This window comes from Salinarimonas chemoclinalis (assembly GCF_041514305.1).
Classification (GTDB): domain Bacteria; phylum Pseudomonadota; class Alphaproteobacteria; order Rhizobiales; family Beijerinckiaceae; genus Salinarimonas; species Salinarimonas chemoclinalis.
In genome coordinates this window covers 233,526-254,313 of sequence record NZ_JBGMWH010000004.1, presented here as the reverse complement: position 1 = coordinate 254,313, position 20,788 = coordinate 233,526, and the positions used below count along the sequence as shown (strand labels likewise).

18 protein-coding genes are annotated in these 20,788 nt (G+C 71.6%); 4 read left to right on the top strand and 14 right to left on the bottom strand.

What is annotated here, in order from left to right; translation table 11 throughout:
* Positions 1 to 36: 36 nt before the first annotated feature.
* Positions 37 to 1,197, top strand: a complete 1,161-nt coding sequence (locus AB9M23_RS10285; RefSeq protein ID WP_372424442.1) for an MFS transporter — start codon at positions 37 to 39, stop codon at positions 1,195 to 1,197.
* Positions 1,198 to 1,207: 10 nt separating this feature from the next.
* Here the strand turns inward: AB9M23_RS10285 and AB9M23_RS10280 are convergent, their stop codons facing one another.
* On the bottom strand, positions 1,208 to 1,843 hold the full coding sequence (locus tag AB9M23_RS10280; RefSeq protein ID WP_372424441.1) for a GntR family transcriptional regulator: 636 nt from the start codon (positions 1,841 to 1,843) through the stop codon (positions 1,208 to 1,210).
* 280 nt (positions 1,844 to 2,123) lie between these two features.
* On the opposite strand from AB9M23_RS10280, the gene AB9M23_RS10275 reads away from it, so the two are divergent.
* A complete protein-coding gene (locus tag AB9M23_RS10275) occupies positions 2,124 to 3,143 on the top strand; it encodes a Gfo/Idh/MocA family protein (protein WP_372424440.1) in 1,020 nt (339 codons plus the stop codon).
* A gap of 15 nt (positions 3,144 to 3,158) precedes the next feature.
* Here AB9M23_RS10275 and AB9M23_RS10270 read toward each other — a convergent pair whose 3' ends face one another.
* From AB9M23_RS10270 to AB9M23_RS10210, 13 genes are all read right to left on the bottom strand, one after another.
* Positions 3,159 to 3,482, bottom strand: coding sequence for a hypothetical protein (locus tag AB9M23_RS10270; protein ID WP_372424439.1), 324 nt, complete (start codon positions 3,480 to 3,482; stop codon positions 3,159 to 3,161).
* Between the two features lie 62 nt (positions 3,483 to 3,544).
* Positions 3,545 to 4,591 (bottom strand): TerC family protein, encoded by a 1,047-nt coding sequence (locus AB9M23_RS10265; protein WP_372424438.1) that lies wholly within the window; start codon positions 4,589 to 4,591, stop codon positions 3,545 to 3,547.
* 144 nt (positions 4,592 to 4,735) lie between these two features.
* The gene (locus AB9M23_RS10260) at positions 4,736 to 5,512 is read right to left on the bottom strand and encodes a mechanosensitive ion channel domain-containing protein (protein ID WP_372424437.1); all 777 of its coding nucleotides are present in this window, start codon (positions 5,510 to 5,512) and stop codon (positions 4,736 to 4,738) included.
* Between the two features lie 14 nt (positions 5,513 to 5,526).
* The gene (locus AB9M23_RS10255) at positions 5,527 to 5,940 is read right to left on the bottom strand and encodes a VOC family protein (RefSeq protein WP_372424436.1); all 414 of its coding nucleotides are present in this window, start codon (positions 5,938 to 5,940) and stop codon (positions 5,527 to 5,529) included.
* Positions 5,937 to 6,593, bottom strand: a complete 657-nt coding sequence (locus tag AB9M23_RS10250; RefSeq protein ID WP_372424435.1) for an HD domain-containing protein — start codon at positions 6,591 to 6,593, stop codon at positions 5,937 to 5,939. Before AB9M23_RS10250 ends, AB9M23_RS10255 begins: the two co-directional genes overlap by 4 nt.
* Positions 6,594 to 6,678: 85 nt before the next feature.
* The gene (locus AB9M23_RS10245; protein ID WP_372424496.1) at positions 6,679 to 8,331 is read right to left on the bottom strand and encodes an AMP-binding protein; all 1,653 of its coding nucleotides are present in this window, start codon (positions 8,329 to 8,331) and stop codon (positions 6,679 to 6,681) included.
* A gap of 136 nt (positions 8,332 to 8,467) precedes the next feature.
* A complete protein-coding gene (locus AB9M23_RS10240) occupies positions 8,468 to 10,879 on the bottom strand; it encodes an amidase (protein WP_372424434.1) in 2,412 nt (803 codons plus the stop codon).
* Positions 10,880 to 10,881: 2 nt separating this feature from the next.
* A complete protein-coding gene (locus tag AB9M23_RS10235) occupies positions 10,882 to 11,562 on the bottom strand; it encodes an ABC transporter ATP-binding protein (RefSeq protein WP_372424495.1) in 681 nt (226 codons plus the stop codon).
* A gap of 25 nt (positions 11,563 to 11,587) precedes the next feature.
* Positions 11,588 to 12,628, bottom strand: coding sequence for a branched-chain amino acid ABC transporter permease (locus AB9M23_RS10230; RefSeq protein ID WP_372424433.1), 1,041 nt, complete (start codon positions 12,626 to 12,628; stop codon positions 11,588 to 11,590).
* A complete protein-coding gene (locus tag AB9M23_RS10225) occupies positions 12,625 to 13,491 on the bottom strand; it encodes an ABC transporter permease subunit (protein ID WP_372424432.1) in 867 nt (288 codons plus the stop codon). The genes AB9M23_RS10230 and AB9M23_RS10225 overlap by 4 nt, the downstream gene beginning before the upstream one ends.
* A 41-nt stretch (positions 13,492 to 13,532) precedes the next feature.
* Positions 13,533 to 14,762, bottom strand: coding sequence for an urea ABC transporter substrate-binding protein (locus AB9M23_RS10220; RefSeq protein ID WP_372424431.1), 1,230 nt, complete (start codon positions 14,760 to 14,762; stop codon positions 13,533 to 13,535).
* Between the two features lie 46 nt (positions 14,763 to 14,808).
* Positions 14,809 to 16,407, bottom strand: coding sequence for a flotillin family protein (locus AB9M23_RS10215; protein WP_372424430.1), 1,599 nt, complete (start codon positions 16,405 to 16,407; stop codon positions 14,809 to 14,811).
* 448 nt (positions 16,408 to 16,855) lie between these two features.
* Positions 16,856 to 17,974 (bottom strand): substrate-binding domain-containing protein, encoded by a 1,119-nt coding sequence (locus tag AB9M23_RS10210; RefSeq protein WP_372424429.1) that lies wholly within the window; start codon positions 17,972 to 17,974, stop codon positions 16,856 to 16,858.
* Between the two features lie 122 nt (positions 17,975 to 18,096).
* On the opposite strand from AB9M23_RS10210, the gene AB9M23_RS10205 reads away from it, so the two are divergent.
* Both AB9M23_RS10205 and AB9M23_RS10200 read left to right on the top strand, forming a co-directional pair.
* The gene (locus AB9M23_RS10205) at positions 18,097 to 18,540 is read left to right on the top strand and encodes a MarR family winged helix-turn-helix transcriptional regulator (protein WP_372424428.1); all 444 of its coding nucleotides are present in this window, start codon (positions 18,097 to 18,099) and stop codon (positions 18,538 to 18,540) included.
* 254 nt (positions 18,541 to 18,794) lie between these two features.
* The gene (locus tag AB9M23_RS10200) at positions 18,795 to 20,783 is read left to right on the top strand and encodes a flavin monoamine oxidase family protein (RefSeq protein WP_372424427.1); all 1,989 of its coding nucleotides are present in this window, start codon (positions 18,795 to 18,797) and stop codon (positions 20,781 to 20,783) included.
* The last annotated feature ends 5 nt before the right edge of the window (positions 20,784 to 20,788 follow it).

Sequence of the window (20,788 nt, the reverse complement as noted above, 5' to 3'; positions counted from 1 at the left end):
GAAGGTGCGAAGCTCCCCCTCTGCGAGACATTTCCCATGCGCATCGAGCGACCCTACCTGGCCGTCGTGGCGGTCTTCTTCTTCGAGGCTCTGGCCTTCTCCTCGTGGCTGCCGCGGCTGCCCGAGATCCGCGCGGCGCTCGGTCTCGACGAGGCGGCGCTCGGCGTCGTGCTGATGGGCATGCCCGCGGGCGCGCTCCTGATGATGCCGATCGCCGGCTTCCTCTCGACACGGCTCGACGTGCGCAGCCTCAACGCGGTGGGGATGACGATCCTGCTCGCCGCGACGGCGGCGCTGCCGCTCGCCGGCAGCGCGCAGGCGCTCTTCGCGATCCTGGTGATGGTGGGGCTCGGCACGGGCTCGATGGGGGTTGCGATGAATGCCGCCGGGCTCGCCGTGGAGAAGGCGCTCGGCCGCTCGATCCTGGCGCGTTGCCACGCCTTCTTCAGCATCGGCGTCGCCGCCGGCGGCGCGCTCGGCGGGCTCGCGGCGGCGCAGGGCGTGCCGCTCGCGGTGCAGACGCCTGCGCTCTCGGTCGCCATCGCGGCCTGCCTGCTCGTGCTGGCGCGTCCGCTGCCGCGGGAGCGCGAGGCGCGGGAGAGCGCGGGGCCGCGCTTCGCGCTCCCCACCCGGGCGCTGCTGCCGCCGGCGCTGATCGCCTTCTTCTGCCTGCTCTCGGAGGGCGCGGCGCTCGACTGGAGCGCGATCCACCTGCGCGACGGGCTCGGCGCGCAGGCGCTGGTCGGCGCCGGCGTCGTCGCCTTCGGGGGCGCGATGGCGCTCGCGCGCTTCTTCGGCGACGCGATCTCGAGCCGCCTCGGCACGGTGGCGACCGTCGCCTGGGGCGCCGTGCTCGCGGGCTGCGGGTTCGCCGCCGTCGCGCTCGCCCCGACGGCGCCCGTCGCGATCGTCGGCTTCGCGCTGGCGGGTCTCGGCATCGCCGGGATCGTGCCGATCGCCTTCCGCACGGCGGGTGCGACGCCGGGCCTGCCGCCCGGCGTCAGCGTCGCCGCGGTCTCCACCATCGGCTACGTGGGCTTTCTCGCCGGACCCTCCATCATGGGCTTCATCGGCGAGCTGGTCGGGCTCGCCGCCGCCTTCGGCGTCGTGGCCGCGGCGATGGCGATCGTGGCGGTTCTCTCCGCGCGCCTGCGCGTGCGCGAAGCCGGCGAGCCGGCGGAGCGCGCCGGCTCGTGAGCCGCCGGCATCAGCGCGACGCCGAAAGCGCGAACAGGATCTCCTTGTAGGCACCCTCGATCCGGGCGAGCCCGATGCGCAGCTCCTCGGCGACGAGCGCCTCGACCCGCGCGCCGTCGCGGTCGGCGACGCAGGCGCGCAGGGCACGCATGCGCGCGACGAGCGCGCGACGCTCGGCGAAGCTGCGGGCGCGCACGTCGATGCGCCGGCAGGTGCGGCTGCGTTCGAGACTCGCCGCCCCGGCCCGGGCGATGCCGCGCGAGGGCGCGTGCGCCATCAGCGCGTCGAGGCCGCGCAGCGACCCGGGAGGCGGGCGACCGGGCTCGGCAACGGCGCGGGCGCCCTCGGCGCCGAGGGCGCCGTCGGCCAGATGGACGAGCGTCAGCCACGCCACGCAGGCGATCGTGACGTAGTCGTCCTCGAGCGCGTCGAGCCGCACCTCGCCGACGAAGAAGCCGCCGTTGCGCCGATGCGTCACGATGCCTTCCGCCGCGAGCCGCGAGAGCGCCTCGCGGATGGGGACGGGGCTCATCGCCAGCTCCTCGGCGAGGACCGGCAGCGGCAGCCGCGCGCCGGGCGGCCAGCGCAGGTCGCCGATCGCCGCGCGCAGCGATCGATAGGCCGTCTCGGATCGTGATGGGGGCATTCTGCACCTGATCTGTGAAACCACCCGGAGTTGGGCGGCGAGATCAGGCGTTAATCTACCTTCGGGCGTATCTGCGGCCCTCCGCACGGTGAAATACGATCACCTCACGTAGAGACGTCCGGGACGATGCCTGTCTTGCGGGGCGAGACCGCGCCGACGTGCCGACGCGCTCCCGCGACGGCGCTCCCGCGACGGCGCCCCCCGACGGCGCCCCTCGACGGCGCCCCCCGGAGGACCTACGGATGCGCGTCGAGACGACGCTCGTGCCGGGAGACAGCCGATGACGACCGAAACGCCCGCCTTCGCCCCCGTCCGCTGGGGCGTGCTCGGCGCCTCGAAGATCGGGCGCGAGAAGGTGATCCCCGCGATGCGCGCGAGCCCGCTCTGCGACGTGGTGGCCATCGCCTCGCGCGATGCTGCCCGGGCGCGGGCGGAGGCCGACGCGCTCGGGATCGCGCGCGCCTACGGCTCCTACGAGGCGCTGATCGCGGACGACGATGTCGAGGCGATCTACATCCCGCTGCCGAACCATCTGCACGTGCCCTACACCCTGGCCGCCGTGCGGGCCGGCAAGCACGTGCTCTGCGAGAAGCCGATCGCGTGCACGGCGGAGGAGGCGCAGGCGCTGCGCGGCCTGCCGCCGGGACCGGTCGTGGCGGAGGCCTACATGATTCGGCACCATCCGCAGTGGCAGCGCGCCCGCGCCCTGATCGCGGAGGGGGCGATCGGCGCGCCGACGCACGTGCATGTTTCCTTCTCGTTCTTCAACCGCGACCCCGCGAACATCCGCAACCGGCTCGAGTACGGCGGCGGCGCGCTCCTCGACATCGGCGGCTACGCGATCATGTCGGCGCGCCTCCTCCTCGGCGCCGATCCGGTGCGCGCGCTCGCGGTGATCGACCGCGACCCGGACACGGGGGTCGACCGCGAGGTCGGCGGCCTCGTCGATCTCGGCGCCGGCCGCCGGCTCACCTTCGCGGTGGGGACCCAGCGCGCGCCCGGCCAATGGGTGCGCGTCGAGGGGAGCGAGGGCGACCTCGTGCTCGACGCGTTCCCGTTCAACGCGCGCGCCGACGTCGGCAACCGGATCGGGGTGGTGAGGGCCGGCGACGAGCGCATCGAGGAGATCGCACCAGCGGACCAGTACCGCCTCCAGGCGGAGGCCTTCTGCCGCGCCGTGCGGGGCGAGCCCGCCGCGCGCGATGCGCTCACGGGCGTCGACGGCGCGCTCCCGACGCTGCGCACGGTCGATGCGCTCTTCCGCTCGGAGCGCACGGGGGCGTTCGAGACGGTCGGGTGAGGCATCGCCGTGCGCTCAGGCGCGCGGCCCCGGTTCGCGCCGGCCGCGGACGAGCCGGCTCAGGCCCCGCCAGATCCCGACGAGGACCGGCAGGGCGAGGGCGAGCCAGATCTCGGCGACGACGACGCCCGCGAGTGCGCCGAGCGCCAGGAGCGCCATCGCCTCCCCGAGCGGCGCGCCGAGTGCCGAGAGCGCGGAGAGCGCCAGCGCCCCGAGCGTGGTTCCGAGCCGTACGACCAGGCGCCGGCCGCTGGCCAGGGCCAGGACGAGCGGCGCGATCAGCACGAGGGGGCTCGTCGCGACGTCGAGCCAATGGGCGAAGAGCGGGAGCACGGGCACGTCCGAGGCCCTCGATGGAAACGGGAGAGCCCCCGCGACAGGGCCGCGGGGGCTCGGAGGCGTCAGCCGATGCGCTCGGCGGGCGTGACCTCGACGGCGAGGGGCACCGGAATCGGCGCCTGCAGGGGCGCGGGCGCGGTGCGCGTCTTCCACAGGCTGAACAGGAAGCCCGCGGCGAGGAGCCCGAAGGTCACGCCGAGCGAGACCGGGGGGGGGAACTTCTCCCAGCCCATCAGGTCGGCGATGAAGATCTTCGAGCCGATGAACACCAGCACCGCCGAGAGCGCGTACTTGAGGTACTCGAACCGGTGCACCAGCGCCGACAGCATGAAGAACATCGCCCGAAGCCCCAGAATCGCGAAGATGTTGGAGGTGAAGACGATGAACGGGTCCGTGGTGATCGTGAAGATGGCCGGGATCGAATCCACCGCGAAGATCACGTCCGCGAGCTCGACGCACACGAGCGCCAGGAAGAGCGGCGTCGCGTACCAGGTGAGCCGGCCGGTCTTCGGATGCGGCAGGCGCAGCCAGAAGCGGTCCTTGTCCACGCGGTCCGTGACGTGGAAGCGCTTGCGCATGAACTTCAGGACGGCGTTGCTCTCGACGTCGTAGTGGTCGTCGCCGCCCGCCGACATCAGCATCTTGATGCCGGTGAAGATCAGGAATGCGGCGAAGAGGTAGAGGATCCAGTGGAACTGGGCGACGAGCCCGGCGCCCAGCCCGATCATGATGCCCCGCAGCACGATGACGCCCAGGATGCCCCAGAACAGGATCCTGTGCTGATAGGCGCGCGGGATGCCGAAATACGCCAGGATGACGCCGATGACGAAGACGTTGTCCATCGAGAGGCTTTTCTCGACGGCGTAGCCCGTCAGGTACTGCATGCCCGAAACGGGGCCGAGATACCACCAGACGAAGCCGCCGTAGGAGAGGCCGAGACCGATGTAGAACAGCGAGAGGAGGATGCTCTCGCGCAGCTCGATCTCGTGGGCCTTCCTGTGGAGGACGCCGAGATCGAAGGCGAGGATGAGGCCGACGACGCCGATGAAGGCGAGCCAAAGCCAAGTGGGCTTGCCGAGAAACTCGGCAGCCAGGAACGTGAGCTCCATATGTGGGGGTGACCGGCGCCGACGAGCCGATGCGAGGATCCGACATCGCGGGATGGTCGGCACGTTCCGCCAGAGGGGCCCGGATCCTGGTTGCACGCTCTTCTCTCACGAAACCCCGTTTCGCACAAGGGACATGCGCGTGCGTCACGCGGGGCGCGGCCGCAGCGCCGCGAGCACCGCGAGGGTCACCGCGCTGCCGGCCGCCTCCGCACCGTCCGTCGGCGCCGTCAGCGTGACCTCGACCCTCAGCCGCCCGAGATCGGTCGTCGAGAACCGGACGCCGGGCTCACCCTCCCACAGCGCTCCGCCGGCGCGCGCCTCTCCGAGCGCGGCGTCCACGGCGGCGCGCAGCGCGCCGGGCGCGAGATCGGGCGGATCGACGACCACGGACGTGGTGGCGACGATCCGCGCGCGAAGGGCGGACAGCCGCCGGATCGGCGTCGACAGGAAGACGCTGTTGGGCACGGTCACCATCTCGCCCGTGCGCTGGAACGCGCCCGAGCCCGCGGCGAAGGCGTCGATGCGCGTCGCCAGCATGTCGTGGTCGACCACCTCGCCGCGGATCTGGCCGATCTCGACCCAGTCCCCCACCGAGAACGGCCGGCTCGAGGCGCGCAGCAGCGCGCCGGAGAGGCATGCGATCAGCTCCTTCGTCGCCACGACGAGCGCCACCGCGACGGCGGTGAGCGAAAGGGCGAAGGTGCGCAACTGCGGCGCCCAGATCAGCGCGAGCCCGACGAGGAGCAGGATCAGCGTGCCGTTCTTCACCGCCGAGATCGAGCGCCGGCGCACGTGATCGGGCATCCCCTCCCGCGCCCGCACGAAGCGGATCGCGAGGATGCGCACGACCAGGAGGCCGGCGAGGAGCAGCGCCGAGGCGACGACGTCGAGGGAGAGGAACTGGACGAGTTCGGGGGGCATGGATGGGGCACGCTTCAGGCGGTGATCTCGATCGCGTTGCCGTCGGTATCGGCGATGATCGCCTCGTAGAACCCGTCGCCCGTCCAGCGGGGCTCTGCGAGGAGGCGATCCTCCCGAGCCAGGCGCTCTGCGAGGGCGTCGACGGCCTCGTTCGATCCGAGCGAGACCGCGATGTGGGCCAGTCCGACACGCTCCTCGTCCGTCGGCGCCACGGCGGGGTCGATCCAGGGCGCGCTCATCAGCTCGACGGTGACGTCGCCGCCGAGCCGCAGGAAGCGCGAGCGGAAGCCGGGGCGGCGCGCGCTCTCGTAGAGCGGGCCGACCTCGGCGCCGAGCACGTCCTCCCAGAAGGCGGCGAGGCGCTCCAGATCCGCGGTCCAGAAGGCGACGTGCGCGATGCGGGCGCGGGCCGTTCCGTCGCCGCTCACGGCGAGCCCCCCGGTCCCGCATGCTCCGCGCGCAGGGCGGCGACGTCGTGCCCGGCGTCGGCGAGCTTCGCCTCGGCGCGGCCGCGGATCGCGCCGGCGAGCGCGCGCAGCGTGGCATCGTGGGCGCAGGGGTCGTCCATCTTGGTCCAGACGAGGCCGAGCTCGACGGGCTCCCAGGTGTCGAGGTCGGCGAGATTGTGCTGAAACTGTACCTCGAGGTGGTCGAGTGCGCGGGCGAAGCGCGCCTCCGGCGTCACCCCGTCCTCGAACTCGCGCCAGGCGGCCCCGATCCGCGCGCCGAGATCCGCGGGGAGCCGCGCGCAGATGCGCGCCATCGCGGCGGCCTCGGCCCGAGCCTTCGCGTCCTTGCGCGCGCTCTTCTCGAAGAAGGGGATGTCGCCGACCTCCGTCTCGGCGATGTCGTGGACGATCACGAGCTCGATGGCGCGCGCGACGTCCACCGGATGCTCGAGCCGCGACCCGAGGGAGAGCGCCATCAGCGCCATCATCCAGGTATGCTCGGCCACGCTCTCCCGGCGCCCGTCGGAGAGCCAGGAATGGCGCAGCTCCGTCTTCAGCCGCTCGGCGAGGACGAGGAAGTCGAGGATGGCGGCGAGGTCGTGGTCGGTCGTGGTCATGGGGTCGGCGTCCATGGAATCTCCGTCGGCGCTCGGCACGCGCGGAGACTAGGGGCTTCCCGCCCGCCGTTCCAGCCCGCTCGTCGCCCGCCCCGCCCGCTCACCCCCGCCCCAGCTCCGCCTCCATCGCCTCGCGCATGACGAACTTCTGCGGCTTGCCGGTGACCGTCATCGGCAGGGCGTCCACGAAGCGGATGTGGCGGGGGATCTTGTAGTGGGCGATCTGCCCCGCGCAGAAGGCGCGGATCTCCTCCTCGGTCGCGGCCTGGCCGGGCTGGAGCACGATCCAGGCGGCGAGCTCCTCGCCGTACTTCGCGTCCGCCACGCCGAAGACCTGCACCTGCGCCACCTTGGGGTGGCGATAGAGGAACTCCTCGACCTCGCGGGGATAGATATTCTCGCCCCCGCGGATGACCATGTCCTTCACCCGCCCGACGATCTCGCAATAGCCGCGCGCGTCGATCGTGGCGAGGTCGCCGGTGTGCATCCAGCCGCCGGCGTCGATCGCCTCGCGGGTGCGCGCCTCGTCGTTCCAGTAGCCGCGCATCACCGAGTAGCCGCGCGTGCACAGCTCGCCGCGCTCGCCGACGCCCACCGTGCGCCCCTCGGCGTCGACGATCTTGACCTCGACGTGGGGGTGGACCCGTCCCACCGTCGAGACGCGCTCCTCGAGCCCGTCGTCGACGCTCGACTGGAAGGAGATCGGGCTCGTCTCGGTCATGCCGTAGCCGATCGTCACCTGCGGCATGTTGAGGTCGCGCACCACCCGGCGCATCACCTCGATCGGGCAGGGCGCGCCGGCCATCATGCCGGTGCGCAGGCTGCGGTAGTCGAAGCGCGCGAAGTCCGGGTGGTCGAGCATGGCGACGAACATGGTCGGCACGCCGTAGCAGGCCGTGCAGCGCTCCTCGGAGAGGGCGCGCAGGGTGGCGAGCGGCTCGAACGCCTCGGAGGGAAAGACCATCGACGCGCCGACGCTCGCGCAGGCGAGCGTGCCGAGCACCATGCCGAAGCAATGGTAGAGCGGCACCGGGATGCACAGCCGGTCGGTCTCGTCGAGCCGCATGGTCCGCGCGGTGAAGCCCGCGTTGTTGACGATGTTGTAGTGGGTGAGCGTCGCGCCCTTGGGCGACCCGGTGGTGCCGCTCGTGAACTGGATGTTGATCGGCTCGTCCGGGTCGAGGTCGCGACTGATCGCGTCGAGCCGCAGGCGGTGGCCGGGCCCGCCCAGCGTGCAGGCCTCCTCGAAGCCGAGCATGCCGGACGTGTGCTCGTCACCCGGTTCCGACCCGCCCATGCGGATGACGACGCGCAGCTGCGGCAGGCGCCCCGCGCGCAGGGCGCCCGGCGGGCAGGTCCCGAGTTCCGGCACGAGCGAGCGGATCATCGCCAGGTAGTCCGACGACTTGAAGCGCGCGGCCGTGATCAGCGCCTTGCAGCCCGCCGTCTCCAGCGCGTATTCCAGCTCGGCGACGCGGTAGGCCGGGTTGATCGTCACGAGCACGACGCCGATCCGGGCCGTCGCGAACTGCGTGATCAGCCATTCCGGGCGGTTGGGCGACCAGATCGCCAGGCGGTCGCCCCGCGCGAGGCCGAGCGCGAGGAGCCCGCTCGCCAGCCGGTCCACGGCCTCGCCGAAGGCGGACCAGGTGAAGCGCGTACCGTGCTCGCGGAACACCGCCGCCTCGCGCGATCCGTGGCGGGCGATCGTCTCGGCGAGCACCTGCGGTATGGTCGCGCGGCGCAGCGGCATCGAGCGATCCCCCGAGACGTAGGCGCGCCCGTCGACGGGGGCGATCACGGCACCCGCGGTCTCGCGCTGCGCGTCGAAGAGGGATACGCCCAGGGCGCGGGCCATCGATTCGCTCAAGGACGACATCGGCGCCTCCTCACATGGCCCGCCAGTCGCCGAGCGCCTCGAAGGCCCCGGCCGCGCGGTAGATCGTGCTCTCCTCGAAGTGGCGCCCGACGATCATCATGCCCACCGGCAGCCCCTGGACGAGCCCGCACGGCACGCTCATCGCCGGATGCCCGCTGGCGTCGAAGGGGGCGGTGTTGGCGATCGCCTCGAAGGCCCGCTGGGTGACGACCGCGAGCGGATCGTCCGGCGCCGGGATCGGCCGGGCGGTGATCGGCGTCGTCGGCATCACGAGGAGGTCCCAGCGCGTGAGCGCCTCGTCGTAGTCGTCCCGCAGCTTGCGGCTGAGGTTCTGCGCCTTGGCGTAGAAATGGCCGCGGTAGCGCTCGAGCATCCATTGCCCCACGAACATCGAGATCTTGAGGGTCTTGGAGAGCTCGTCGGCGCGGCTGCGCCAATTGGCGTGCCAGTCGAGCAGGCTCGTCGTGTAGAGCCCCTTCCAGCCGGTGGCGAAGCCGTTGCCGTGCATCATGATGTCGACGAGCCCCTCGAGCGCGATCGGCGTCCAGATCGCCGGGCCGAGGCGATGCGCGGGCACCCGCACGTCCTCCACCGTGGCGCCGAGCGCGCGGAAGCGCTCGGCGGCGCGGCGCACCGTCGCGTCCACCTCCGGGTCGGAATTGGCGTGGCCGAACCCCTCCTCGACGATGCCGATGCGCAGGCCCGACACGCCCTGGCGCACGGCCTGGGTGTAGCGGTCGACCCGCGGCGCGGCCTGGCGCGGGTCGAGCCCGTCGGCGCCGGCGATGACCTCGAGCAGCAGCGCGTTGTCGCGCACGCTCGCCGTCATCGGCCCGGCGTGGTCGATCGTGGGCTCGATCGGCATGATGCCCGTGTAGGGCACGAGCCCGTGGGTCGGCTTCATGCCGTAGCAGCCGCAATACGAGGCCGGGATGCGGATGGAGCCACCCTGGTCCCCGCCGATCGCCATCTCGACCTCGCCCGCCCCGACGAGCGCCCCCGATCCCGATGAGGAGCCGCCGGCCATGTGGCCGATCCGGTAGGGGTTGTGCACCGGCCCCGTCGCGTTGGTGTGGCTTCCCGCCGAGAGGCAGAAGTACTCGCAATGCGCCTTGCCGACGATGGTCCCGCCCGCGTCGAGGATGCGCGTGACGACGGTCGCGTCGATGTCGGGCGTGTAGCCCTCGAGCGTCGAGGCGCCGTTCATCATCGGCACGCCGGCGAGGCAGACGTTGTCCTTGAGCACGACGCGCCGCCCCTCGAGCGGGCCGGTCGCCGCGCCGCGCACCTCGCTCTTGTAGTACCACGCGTTGAGCGGGTTCTCGGCCCCGGTGGGGCGGTAGCCGGGCGTGCGCGGGTACTTGACCTTCGGCAGGTGGTCGGGGAGCCGGTCGATCTCGTCGTAGGCCTTGAACGTGCCCTCCATGATCGCGAGGTAGTCCATGAGCTCGCGGTCGCTCATGGACATGTGCAGGCCGGCGACGAGGTCGCGCATCTGCTCGAGGGTCGGGCGTCTGACGGTCATGAAGGCCTCCGAGGCCTGTGCGAGGGCCGGCGCGAGGGCCGGCGGTGCCTGGTGGGAGCGCTCGCCGCGCGCGCGTGCGAGATCCGCGGCGGCGGCGCCGCCGGGCGCGGCGACGGGCACGCCGTGGACGATCTCGCGAACCCCGCCCGCGGGCGCGCCGGCTCGGGTGCGCCGGGGGCCGCCGAAGCCGAGGAAGGCCTCGATGCGGGCGGGATCGGCGAGGGCGGCGGCGTCGAGCTCGGCGGTGATGCGGCCGCGCTCGAGGATCAGCACCCGGTCCGCGAGCGTCGTGATGAACTCGAAATTCTGCTCGATCAGCAGGATGGTGAGCCCGCGCTCCGTCCGCAGCCGGCCGAGCGTCTCCTCGATCTCCTCGATGATGCTCGGCTGGATGCCCTCCGTCGGTTCGTCGAGCAGGAGCAGCCACGGCTCGGCCACGAGCCCGCGCGCGAGCGCCAGCAGCTGCTGCTCGCCGCCCGAGAGCGCGCCGCCCATGCGATCGAGGAGCCGCTCGAGGCGCGGGAACAGGGCGAGCGCCGCCTCCAGCGCCTCCTCCTCCGTGCGCCCGCCGTCGGCGTGGAAGGCGAGCCGCAGGTTGTCGCGCACGGTGAGCTGCGGGAAGATCCCGCGTCCCTGCGGGATGTAGCCGAGCCCGCGCTGCGCGCGGTCGTGCGGGCGCAGCCGCTCGATCGGCTCGCCGTCGAGCACGATCGTCCCCGCCCGCGCCGGCAGGTAGCCCATGATCGTCTTGAGCAGCGTCGACTTGCCCATGCCGTTGTGGCCGAGGACGCCGACGATCTCGCCGTGGCCGACCGTGAGGTCGATCCCGTGCAGCACCGGGATGCGGCCGTAGCCGGCGGCGAGCGACGTGACGACGAGCGCGTTCGTATCGTCCATCGTCAGCCCTTGCGCCCGAGGTAGACGTCGCGCACGCGCCGGTCGCGCATGACGTCCTCCACCGGCCCCTCCACCAGGATGCGCCCCTGCGAGAAGACGGTGACGACGCTCGCGATGGTGCGGATGAACTGCATGTCGTGCTCGACGATGACGATCGCCGCCTCGCGCGCGAGCGCGCCGATGATCTCGGCGAGTCGCCCGACCTCCTCGGAGGTGAGGCCCGCCGCCGGCTCGTCGAGCAGGATGAGCGTCGGCGCGGCGGCGACGACGATGGCGAGCTCGACGCGCTGGCGCTCGCCGTGGGACAGCCGGCCCACCGTGGCGCGTGCGATGTCGCCGAGCGCGAGGCGCTCGATCGCCGCATCGGTCGCCGCGCGCGCCGCCGCCGTGCCGTGGCCGCGATGGGCGGAGAGCCAGACGTTCTCGCGCACGCTGAGACCGTCCATGACGCTCGGCACCTGGGTCTTGACGCCCACCCCGAGCCGCGCCACGGCGTGCGGATCCCAGCCGGTGGTCTCCTCCTCGCCGATGCGGATCTCGCCGGCGGTGGGCCTCAGCTGCCCGGTCAGGCACTTGAAGAAGGTGCTCTTGCCCGCGCCGTTCGGGCCGATCAGGCAGCGCAGCTCGCGCCGGCCGAGCGTGAAGTCGACGCCGTCGACGGCGGCGACCCCGCCGAAGGTCATGGTCAGGCCGCGGGTCTCGAGAGCGCTAGGCACGATCGGGGCTCCGCAGCCGATGCGCCGCGCGCGGACGGCCCCGCGCCCGGCGGGCGCGGCGCGGCGCGCGCGCCCAGGCGGCGGCGAGCACGCCGGCGATGCCGCGCGGCATCAGGAGGACGGAGAGGACCAGGATGGCGCCGAGAATCAGCGTGTTGTCGATGACCGATTGCTGGCCGAGCAGGAACTTGGCGTAGCCGAGCACCACGGCGCCGATGATCGGCCCCGCCAGCGTGCCGAGCCCGCCCACGATGCACCAGACGATGATCTCGGCCGATTGGGCCAGCGAGAACAGGCCCGGCGTCACGATCTCCGCCCAGCAGGCGTAGAGCACGCCGGCGAGACCGGCGATCCCGCCGCCGACGGCGAACAGCACCGTCTTGCGCAGGCGCGCGTCGTAGCCCATCAGCTCGGCCCGCCCCTCGTTCTCCCGGATCGCCACGGCGACGCGGCCGAAGGGGCTGGCGAGCAGCCAGCGCACGAGGCCGTACACGAGGAGCAGCGCGCCGGCGCAGACGGCGTAGAAGGCGCCGTCGTAGATCTCCCAGCGCGGATGGCCCGGCACGTTGAGGATCGGGAAGCCGGGGATGCCGTTGAAGCCGCCGAGCCGCGCCTCGCCGACGGCGAAGGCCGGCCCGGCCGTCGCGTTCATGAAGCGGAAGAAGATCAGCGTCACGACGAGGGTGACGACCCCGAGATAGACGTCGGACAGCCGGCCGTAGAACATCACCGCGCCGAGCGCGAAGGCGAAGGCGAAGGGCACCGCGATGCCGAGCAGGACCGGCAGCGTGCTCTCGCCGATGTTGATGGCGGCCACGGCGTAGGTGTAGGCGCCCAGCCCGTAGAAGGCCGCCTGGCCGAAGCAGAGGATGCCGCCGAAGCCCCAGATCAGCCCGAGGCTCAGCGCCAGGATGGCGTAGATGACCAGCACCGAGAGCGTGTAGGTCTCGGCCACGAGGGGCGCGAGCGCGAGGACGGCGGCGCCGGCCGCCAGCGCGAGGAGCGTGCCGCGCAGCTGGGGGCGAGCGCTCACGTCGCCCTCCGGAAGAAGCGTCCGGTGATGCCCTGCGGCAGGAGCCGCAGCAGGACGAGGGCGGTCACGAGGAGCGCGACCTCGCCCACCACCGGACGCGTGGCGAAGGTGAAGGCCTGCGAGACGACGCCGAGGATCGTCGCGCTCGACACGATGCCGACGATGAGCGACGCCCCGCCGGTGATCACCGTGATGAAGGCCTCCGCCACGTAGCCCGACCCCGTCATCGGCACGAGGCCGACGAGCGGGGCGAGGACGCCGCCCGCGAGCCCCGTGAGCGCCGAGCCGGCGAAGAAGGTCGCCATGTAGACGCGGTCGGGGTCGTAGCCCAGCGCCGCGGCCATGTCGGCGCGCTGCATCGTGCCGCGCGCGACGAGGCCGAGGCGCGTGAACCGCAGCACCGCCCACATCGACGCGAGCAGCACCAGGGTGACGACGACGACGAAGAGGTTGTAGCCGTTGACCTGGTAGGCGCCCATCGCGAAGCCGGAGATCGGCGGCGAGATGCCGGCGGTGGTGTTGCCGAAGACCATCGTCGCGAGTCCGACGAGGACGAGGCTCAGCCCCCATGTCGCCAGCATCGTGTCCACGAGCCGTCCGTACAGCACGCGGATCACGAGACGCTCGACGACGAGCCCGACGAGCCCGACCGTCAGGGGCGCGACGACGAGCATCGCGACCCAGACGTTCATCCCCGCGTTGGCGGAGACGATGGTGGCGTAGCCGCCGATCATCATGAACTCGCCGTGGGCGAGGTTGATCACCCGCATCATGCCGAAGATCACGGCGAGCCCGGCGCTGATCAGGATCAGCGAGGCCACCGAATACACCACCTCGATCGCGATCACGCCCGCCAGATCCAAGGTCACCTCTCCCCACGACGCCGCGTAGAAGCGGACGGGTTCTAGATCTCGATCTCGTACTGCGTGACGTCGTCGGGGTTCGCCTCGAGGTCGCACACGGACTGCGTGTCGATCGGCGGGCGCTGCTCGAACGTCTCGAGGATCACCGCGCCGCCGTCGCGGAACTCCATCAGGTGGACGTCGAGGATGGCGTGGTGCGTCTTCGGGTCGACGACGACGGTGCCGCCGGGGCCCTCGATCGCCATGCCGCTCTCGATCGCCTCGATCAGCGGCATGCGCGCGACGGTGCCGGCGCGGCGCACCGCCTCGGCCCAGAGCTTGACGCCCTGGTAGTTCGAGACCGCGAGCTCGTTGACGAGCCCGGTGTCCCCGTAGGCGGCGCCCCAGGCCTCGAGGAAGGCGCGGTTCGTCGGCGAGTCGAGCTCCGGCGCGTAGTTGTAGGCGACGAGGATGCCGTCTGCCTCCGGCCCGAGGATGCGGTGCTCGTTGCCGACCCCCAGCGTCGTCGAGGCCATCGGGATGCGGTCCTTCATGCCCGCCGCCGCCCATTGGCGGTAGAAGGACAGGTGCGCCCCGCCGACCAGCGCCGAGAGCACGATGTCCGGCGCCGCGGTCTGGATCCTCGCGATGGTCGAGCCGAAGTCGGACACGTCGAGGGGGAAGAAGTCGGTCTCGACCACCTCGCCGCCCGCCTCCTCCGCGAACTTGCGCATCCAGCGCGCGGTGATCTGGCCGTAATTGTAGTCGGCCGCGAGGATGTAGATCCGCGTGCCCCAACGCTCGATCGCCGCGGGCACGAGCACGGCGACCTGCTGTGCCGGCGTCACGCCGGTGACGACGACGTTGCGGTCGCAGACGCCGCCCTCGTAGAGCACGTTGTAGAAATAGGGGATCTCGGCGCGCCGCAGGATCGGCCGGATCGCCTCCCGCGAGGCGGACAGGATGCCGCCGTGGACCACGTCGACGCGGTCGCGGCGGGCGAGCTGCTGGGCGTATTGCGTGTAGAGCGCGATGTCGGACTGCGTGTCGTAGCCCGTCACCTCGACGGGACGGTCGAGCAGGCCGCCGCTCTCGTTGATCTCGGCGACCGCGAGCCGCAGCGCCATGTCCATGGGCCTGCCGTAGCCGTCGAAGATGCCCGAGACGTCGAGCACCGAGCCGAGCCTGATCGGGTCGGCCGCGGCGGCGCGGCCGACGAGCGCCGGGCTCGCGAGCGCGCCGAGCGCCAGGGCCGATCCCCCCTTCAGAAAGTCGCGCTTGTTCAGGGCCATCGGGTCCTCCGTCCTTGCGGGCCTCGCTTCCGCCCGTGTTGCTCGATCAGCTCTTGCCCGCACGCGATGCGGCGGCGGCGCGGCCGGCCGCGTCCGCGGTGCGGCCGGCGAGCTGGGCGTCGAAGTCGAGCCCGATCTCGTCGCCGATCTTCTTCATCAGCGGCAGCTGCACCGACATGCCCAGGATCGAGTCGAGCGCCTGGCTGAACGGCGAACTCGCGCCGCCGTCCCCGTGGCCGCCGCCCTGGCCCAGGCCCGCGATCTGATTGATGCGGATCGACTCGATCTTCTCCACCGGCTTCATCATCTGCGCCATGATCTCCGGCAGGCGGTCGAGCTTGTGGGTGTCGAGGCGCGCGCGCAGGAGCGGCTCGCTCTGCAGGTTCTCCGCCTCGATCTGCGCCTTGCGCCCCGCGGCCTCGGCGACGAGCCGGTCGCGCTCGGCGGCGCCCTTGACCGCGGTCGCCTCCGCGTCCGCCCTGGCGAGCGAGAGCATCGAGGCGACCTGGGCCTTCACCCTGGTGTCGTCGATCTCGGCTTCACGCAGCGCCTGGAGCGCGGCGAGGCGGCGGGTGCGCTCGGCGGCGGCGATCTCGCGCGTGGTCTGGACCGACTCCTGCGCCTCCACCACGGCGGCCCGGGCCGCCTCGGCCTTGGCCTGCTCGGCGGTCTCGACGCCCTTCTTGCCGGCGACCGCGATGGCGTTGTCGAGCTTGTGGATCTCGAGCTCGGCGAGCGCCTCCGATTCGCGCTTGCGCAGATGCAGGTCGCGCTCGATCTCGGCCTGCTTGACCTCGCGGTCGGCCTCGATCTTCGCCTCCTCCTCGATGCGCTCCGCCTGCAGGCGCCCGGCGGTGACGTCCGTCTGCGCGCGCATGCGCTGGCGCTCGAGGTCGACACGCTTGGCGATCTCGGCCTCCTCCTGCTCCCGCTCGATGGCGAGGCGCTCCTTGGCCTGCGCGAGCTGGCGCCGGCGAATGGCGATGTCGGTCTGGGCCTCGACCTCGATTCGGGCCCGGCGGTTCTCGGCGACGACTTCGGCGAGGCGGCGCATGCCCACCGCGTCGAAGGCGTTGCCGTCGTCGAGTGCCGAGAACGGCGTCTGGTCGAGGCGCACCAGCGAGACCGATTCGACGAGGAGGCCCGAGCGGCCGAGCACCGCCCCCAGCCGCTCCGCGACTGCGGCGGAGAGCCCGGCGCGGTCCTCGTGCAGCGCATCGAGGGTGCGGCGCGCGACCTCGGCCTGGACGGCGTCGATCAGCTTGCCCTCGACGAGGACCTGGAGCTCGTCGTCGCGGAAGGCCTTGGCGCCGAGCGACTGCGCCGCGGTGGCGATGCCGTCGGGCGTCGGGTCGACACGGACGTGGAACTCCATCGCGAGGTCGACGCGCAGGCGATCCCCCGAGATCAGCGCCTTCGCGCCGGTCCGCTCCACGGTCAACCGCGTCGAGCGCATGCTGACGCGGTCGACACGGTGCAGGATCGGCAGCGCCAGCGCACCGCCGTCGATCACCACCTTCCGCCCGCCGGCGCCGGTGCGCACCAGGGCGACGTCGCGCGAGGACTTGACGTACCATCGGCCGAGGGCGAGCACGGCGAGCGCCGCGACGACGAGGGCGACGACGAGAGCGAGGAACCAGCCCACGCGGATCTCCCGGACGTTCGGGACGGCCCGCGTCGGACGGGCTCCTCCCAGGCGGAAAGCGTCCCGAATCCGTAGCCCAGATTATTTTCCGTTTCAAGCAATAATTTTCCAATTCAAGCAACGAGACCTCCCGCCCCATTGGGGCGGGGACGGCGAGCGCAGCGAGCCAGGGGGCGGGGTCGCCCGGCTCGACGCGTGCCTGTTTCGGCTGTCGCCGAAGGCGCCTGCGGCGCACCCCCTCCGTCGAAGGCGCCTGCGGCGCACCCCCTCCGTCGAAGGCGCCTGCGGCGCACCCCCTCCGTCTCGTCGGCTTCGCCGCCGATCCACCTCCCCCGATGGGGGAGGAGCTTGTCCCGCCCCATTGGGGCGGGGACGATCCGCGCAGCGGATCAGGGGCGGGGTCCCGCGGCTCGACCTGCGAGGTCTCCGCCCCGCCGCCCCTCGCCGCTCAGGTCAACCGGGCGAGGACCGAGAAGCGCAGGCCGTCGGCGCGGGCGAGGTAGGTGGGGTTCTCCTTGCGTTCGTTGGAGTGGAACACCCCGCCACGGGCGCTCTCGTAGCGCACCGGCGTGCGCGGGCCGCGTTGGCGCAGGTTCGCGAGCGCCGCGAAGAAGCTCAGCCCCTCGTACATCGACTGCCCGAGCGAGTTCAGCGCCGGGGCGACGTCGTGGTGGAGCGAGTGGTAGCGCTCGCGGAAGGACTGGTTGCGCTCGGTCTCCAGCCCGGCGAAGTAGGCGGCGGAGACGAACAGGCGCTCGGTGTGCTCGGCCCCCGTCGCCATCAGCACGTTCTCCTCGATGGCGGTGGAGAAGCGGAACATGCGCCGGTGCAGGTCGTGCGCGCCGAAGGCGCGGTTGAACTCGACCGAGTCCTGGCCGACGAGGGACATGAGCACGATGTCGGGCTTCGTCGCCACGATCCGCTCGACGAGCCAGCCGGGCTCCTCCAGCCCGAAGGGTACGTAGCCCTCGAAGGTCACGGTGCCGCCGGCCTGCGCGATGCAGCGCTTGGCCAGCGCGTTGGAGGCGCGGGGCCAGACGTAGTCGTTGCCGACGAGCGCCCAGCGGCGCACCCGCAGCCGTTCCGTCAGGTGGCGAATCGCGGGAACGAGCTGGTCGCGCGGCGTCTCGCCGATGGTGAAGACGTTGGGCGTGCGCTCGTTGCCCTCGAACAGCGGGGTGTAGACGTGCGGCACGCGCCCCGCCACGAGCCCGTTGAGGCGCCGGCGCACCGAACTGACGCTCATGCCGACGATGCCGGAGATCGCCTCCGCGCCGATCAGCTCGTCGAGCTCCGCCTCGAGGGCGTCGGCGGCGGCGACGTCGGAATCGAGGAAGATCGTCTCCACCGGCAGGCCGCGGATGCCGCCGCGCCGGTTGATCTCGGCGGCCGCGAGCTGCGCGCAGGAGATGCAGGAGGGACCCCAGATCCCGGCGGAGCCGTTCATCGGCACGAGGACGGCGACGCGACAGGTCCGCTCCCCCCCGAGCCGGAGCGCCTCGGGGTCGATGGTCGGTCGGGCGAGCCCGTGCGTACGCGAGCCCCTCAGAAGGATGCCTCCCGGCAAGCCGAACCCCCTGTCGCGATGGGCACTTCATTTTCCGGGTAAAATAGAATAGGACGAGCGCGGAATCAAATCGCGTTCGGACGCCCGCGGGCGTCCGAGCAGCACCGAAGAGACACGTCCCGTTGAGCAGCCCCTCGATCCGCAGCCATCTGAGCTACCACCTGGCGCGTGCGCACCGGCAGCTGCACGCGGACCTGGAGGCGCGGCTCCAGAAGGAGGGCGCGAGCGTCGAGCAATGGCGCGTGCTCGAGGTCCTGGCCGATCGGCAGGGCCGCGCCATGGGCGAACTGGCGGAGGAGGTGCTGATGAACCACCCCGCCCTCACCAAGCTCGCGGACCGCATGGTGGCGAGCGGCCTCGTCCACCGCGTCGCCGATCCGCAGGACCAGCGCCGCGTGCTGCTCCACGCGACCGCCCGTGGCGCGGCGATGCAGGCGCGGCTGCGCCGCCTCGTCGCCGAGCACGATCGGCACGTCGAGCGCCTGTTCGGTGGATCGAAGACGGCGGCGCTCAAGGCGCTGCTCGAGGATCTCGCGGAGGCGCCTCGCGCCCTCCAGGACCCGTGACGACGACGACCCCGCCCGTCGTCTCCACGCCGCGCGCGCCCTTCGCCCGCTTCGCCTCCTTCACCTCTTTCGCCCGCTCCATGCGCCGGCCCGGCCGTCTCGCGAGCCGACCCTCGCACGAGAAACCGCATTCCCCCCGGGAAGCGACGCAACTCTCCGTTTGACAGCGCGGCCATTCCCGGTATTATTTTCCAAATCAAGCAAATTGACCCGGCCGGAGGCCGGGCGCGCGGCGCGAACGAGGAGGCTTCGCCATGCGACAGGGCTTCGAGAAGTCGGTCCCCTACGTGCGGAACGCATCCGCCAATCCCTGGCTGCCCGACTTTCCCAACCCTCCGGATCTGCGCTTCAACTACTTCAAGCTGCTCAACGACTCCTGGGCGACCGGCCAGCCGATCGCCCGCGCGCCGGCGGCCAAGACCGTGGCGGTGGTCGGCGCCGGCGCCGCGGGCATGACGGTCGCGCGCGAGCTGTGGCGCTCGGGCTACCAGGTGCGCATCTTCGAGGCGACCAGCCGGCTCGGGGGACGCCTCTACACCGAGCGCAAGAGCTTCGGCACCACCGCCTACGAGCTCGGCGCCATGCGCATGCCCTTCTTCAACGACGTGAAGGGCGGCGAGCCGCCGGGCAAGTCGACGAACTGCCTGCTCGCCTACTTCCTCAACCAGGACCAGCGCTGGTCCGGCAACCCGAACCCGACCTTCGCCAACCTCTCGGACTTCCCCAACCCGGGGCAGACCAAGGGCGGCACCGGCATCTACATGAACAACGGGCTCGGGCCGAACGACGTCTACGACCGGCCGACGATGATCGACTGGCCCGACGGCGGCCAGCCCGACAACCCGGATTTGCAGGAGGTCGCGCGCAAGGTCGACGCGCTCATCGACCTGTTCACCGGGATCGCGGCGCCGGTCTACGCGCAGGACGGCCCGGCCTGGGACACGCTCTGGCAGCAGATCGCGAACAACTACGACAAGATGTCCTTCTCGGACCTCGTCTTCACCGAGGCGATCACGCCCGCGCAATACGCCGGCGACGGCTGGTTCGGCGGCTTCGGCATGACGCCCTACGAATCGGACCTGTTCTACACGATCGGCTCCGGCGACGGCTCCTGGGGTGCGTTCTACGCGATCAGCGCCATGTGGTTCATCCGCTGCGTGATGTTCGGCTACAGCTCGGACCTGCAGACCGTGAGCGGGCTGAACAACGCCTACGCCCTGCCGATGTACAACTCGACCCCGTTCGACACCAACGGCGCTCCGCTCGAATCCCCGTTCTATCGCGGCATCCAGTCCCTCGTGGAGATGCTGTTCTACCTGCGCGCGCCCGGCAGCACCCGCTCGCTCTACTCGGCCGCGCGGGACGGGAACGACATGTCGGCGGCGTTCTTCGTCAACACGCCGGTCTCGGCGCTCGAGCGCAACTCGGACGGGACGATCTCGGTGCACGTGAACACGCGCACGACGCCCGCGCTCGTCGCCGACTACGTGGTGATCACCTCCCCGATCTGGGCGACGCAGCTCTCCATCGACTTCCGGGGCTTCGACACCACGACGATGCTGCCCTGGCAGGTGCCGGAGGCGCTCCACCAGCAGCACCTCATCGCCAGCGCGAAGGTGTTCTATCCCCTCTACAAGGCCTACTGGAACGAGGGCTCGAAGATCCCGCAGCTGATCGTCACCGACACCTTCGTGCAGGATGCGTACTCGGTGCAGTGGAGCACCGACAACAACGACGCGGCGATCCTCGCCAGCTATACGTGGGAGGACGACGCGCTCAAGGTGCTCGCGGACACCAACGACACGATCCTCGGGGCGAAGGTCCTGGCCGAGCTCGAGCGGATCACGCAATCGACTCTGGGCGAGAGCATCCTCAAGTGGGTGGACACGCGGCAGACGCCGACCGTCATCCACTGGCTGCTGCAGCCGACCTATCGCGGCTGCGCCAAGCTCTACCGCCAGCGCGGCTGGGAGCAGTGCTACGATCTCCTGGCCTACAACCAGACCTACTCATACGCCTCCAACCTGTACTTCGCCGGCGAATCCTACGGTGTCGAGGGCGGCTGGACGGAGCCGGCGTTGCGCACCGCGCTCGATGCGGTGATCCACCTCGTCTACAACTCGGGCGGCACGTTCAACAACGGCTTCACCTTCAACGATTACCCGGGATACGACACCACGTTCCAACCGAGCGAGACCTATCCGCAGACGTCGGGCGCCGCCGCGCCGCGCGCGGCGGAGTGAGGCGG

Coding starts and splice junctions, on each gene's coding strand:
- AB9M23_RS10285 (WP_372424442.1), top strand. CDS start 37: ATGCGCATCGAGCGACCCTACCTGGCCGTCGTGGCGGTCTTCTTCTTC.
- AB9M23_RS10280 (WP_372424441.1), bottom strand. CDS start 1,843: ATGCCCCCATCACGATCCGAGACGGCCTATCGATCGCTGCGCGCGGCG.
- AB9M23_RS10275 (WP_372424440.1), top strand. CDS start 2,124: ATGACGACCGAAACGCCCGCCTTCGCCCCCGTCCGCTGGGGCGTGCTC.
- AB9M23_RS10265 (WP_372424438.1), bottom strand. CDS start 4,591: ATGGAGCTCACGTTCCTGGCTGCCGAGTTTCTCGGCAAGCCCACTTGG.
- AB9M23_RS10260 (WP_372424437.1), bottom strand. CDS start 5,512: ATGCCCCCCGAACTCGTCCAGTTCCTCTCCCTCGACGTCGTCGCCTCG.
- AB9M23_RS10250 (WP_372424435.1), bottom strand. CDS start 6,593: ATGGACGCCGACCCCATGACCACGACCGACCACGACCTCGCCGCCATC.
- AB9M23_RS10245 (WP_372424496.1), bottom strand. CDS start 8,331: ATGCCGCTGCGCCGCGCGACCATACCGCAGGTGCTCGCCGAGACGATC.
- AB9M23_RS10240 (WP_372424434.1), bottom strand. CDS start 10,879: ATGGACGATACGAACGCGCTCGTCGTCACGTCGCTCGCCGCCGGCTAC.
- AB9M23_RS10235 (WP_372424495.1), bottom strand. CDS start 11,562: ATGACCTTCGGCGGGGTCGCCGCCGTCGACGGCGTCGACTTCACGCTC.
- AB9M23_RS10220 (WP_372424431.1), bottom strand. CDS start 14,762: ATGGCCCTGAACAAGCGCGACTTTCTGAAGGGGGGATCGGCCCTGGCG.
- AB9M23_RS10200 (WP_372424427.1), top strand. CDS start 18,795: ATGCGACAGGGCTTCGAGAAGTCGGTCCCCTACGTGCGGAACGCATCC.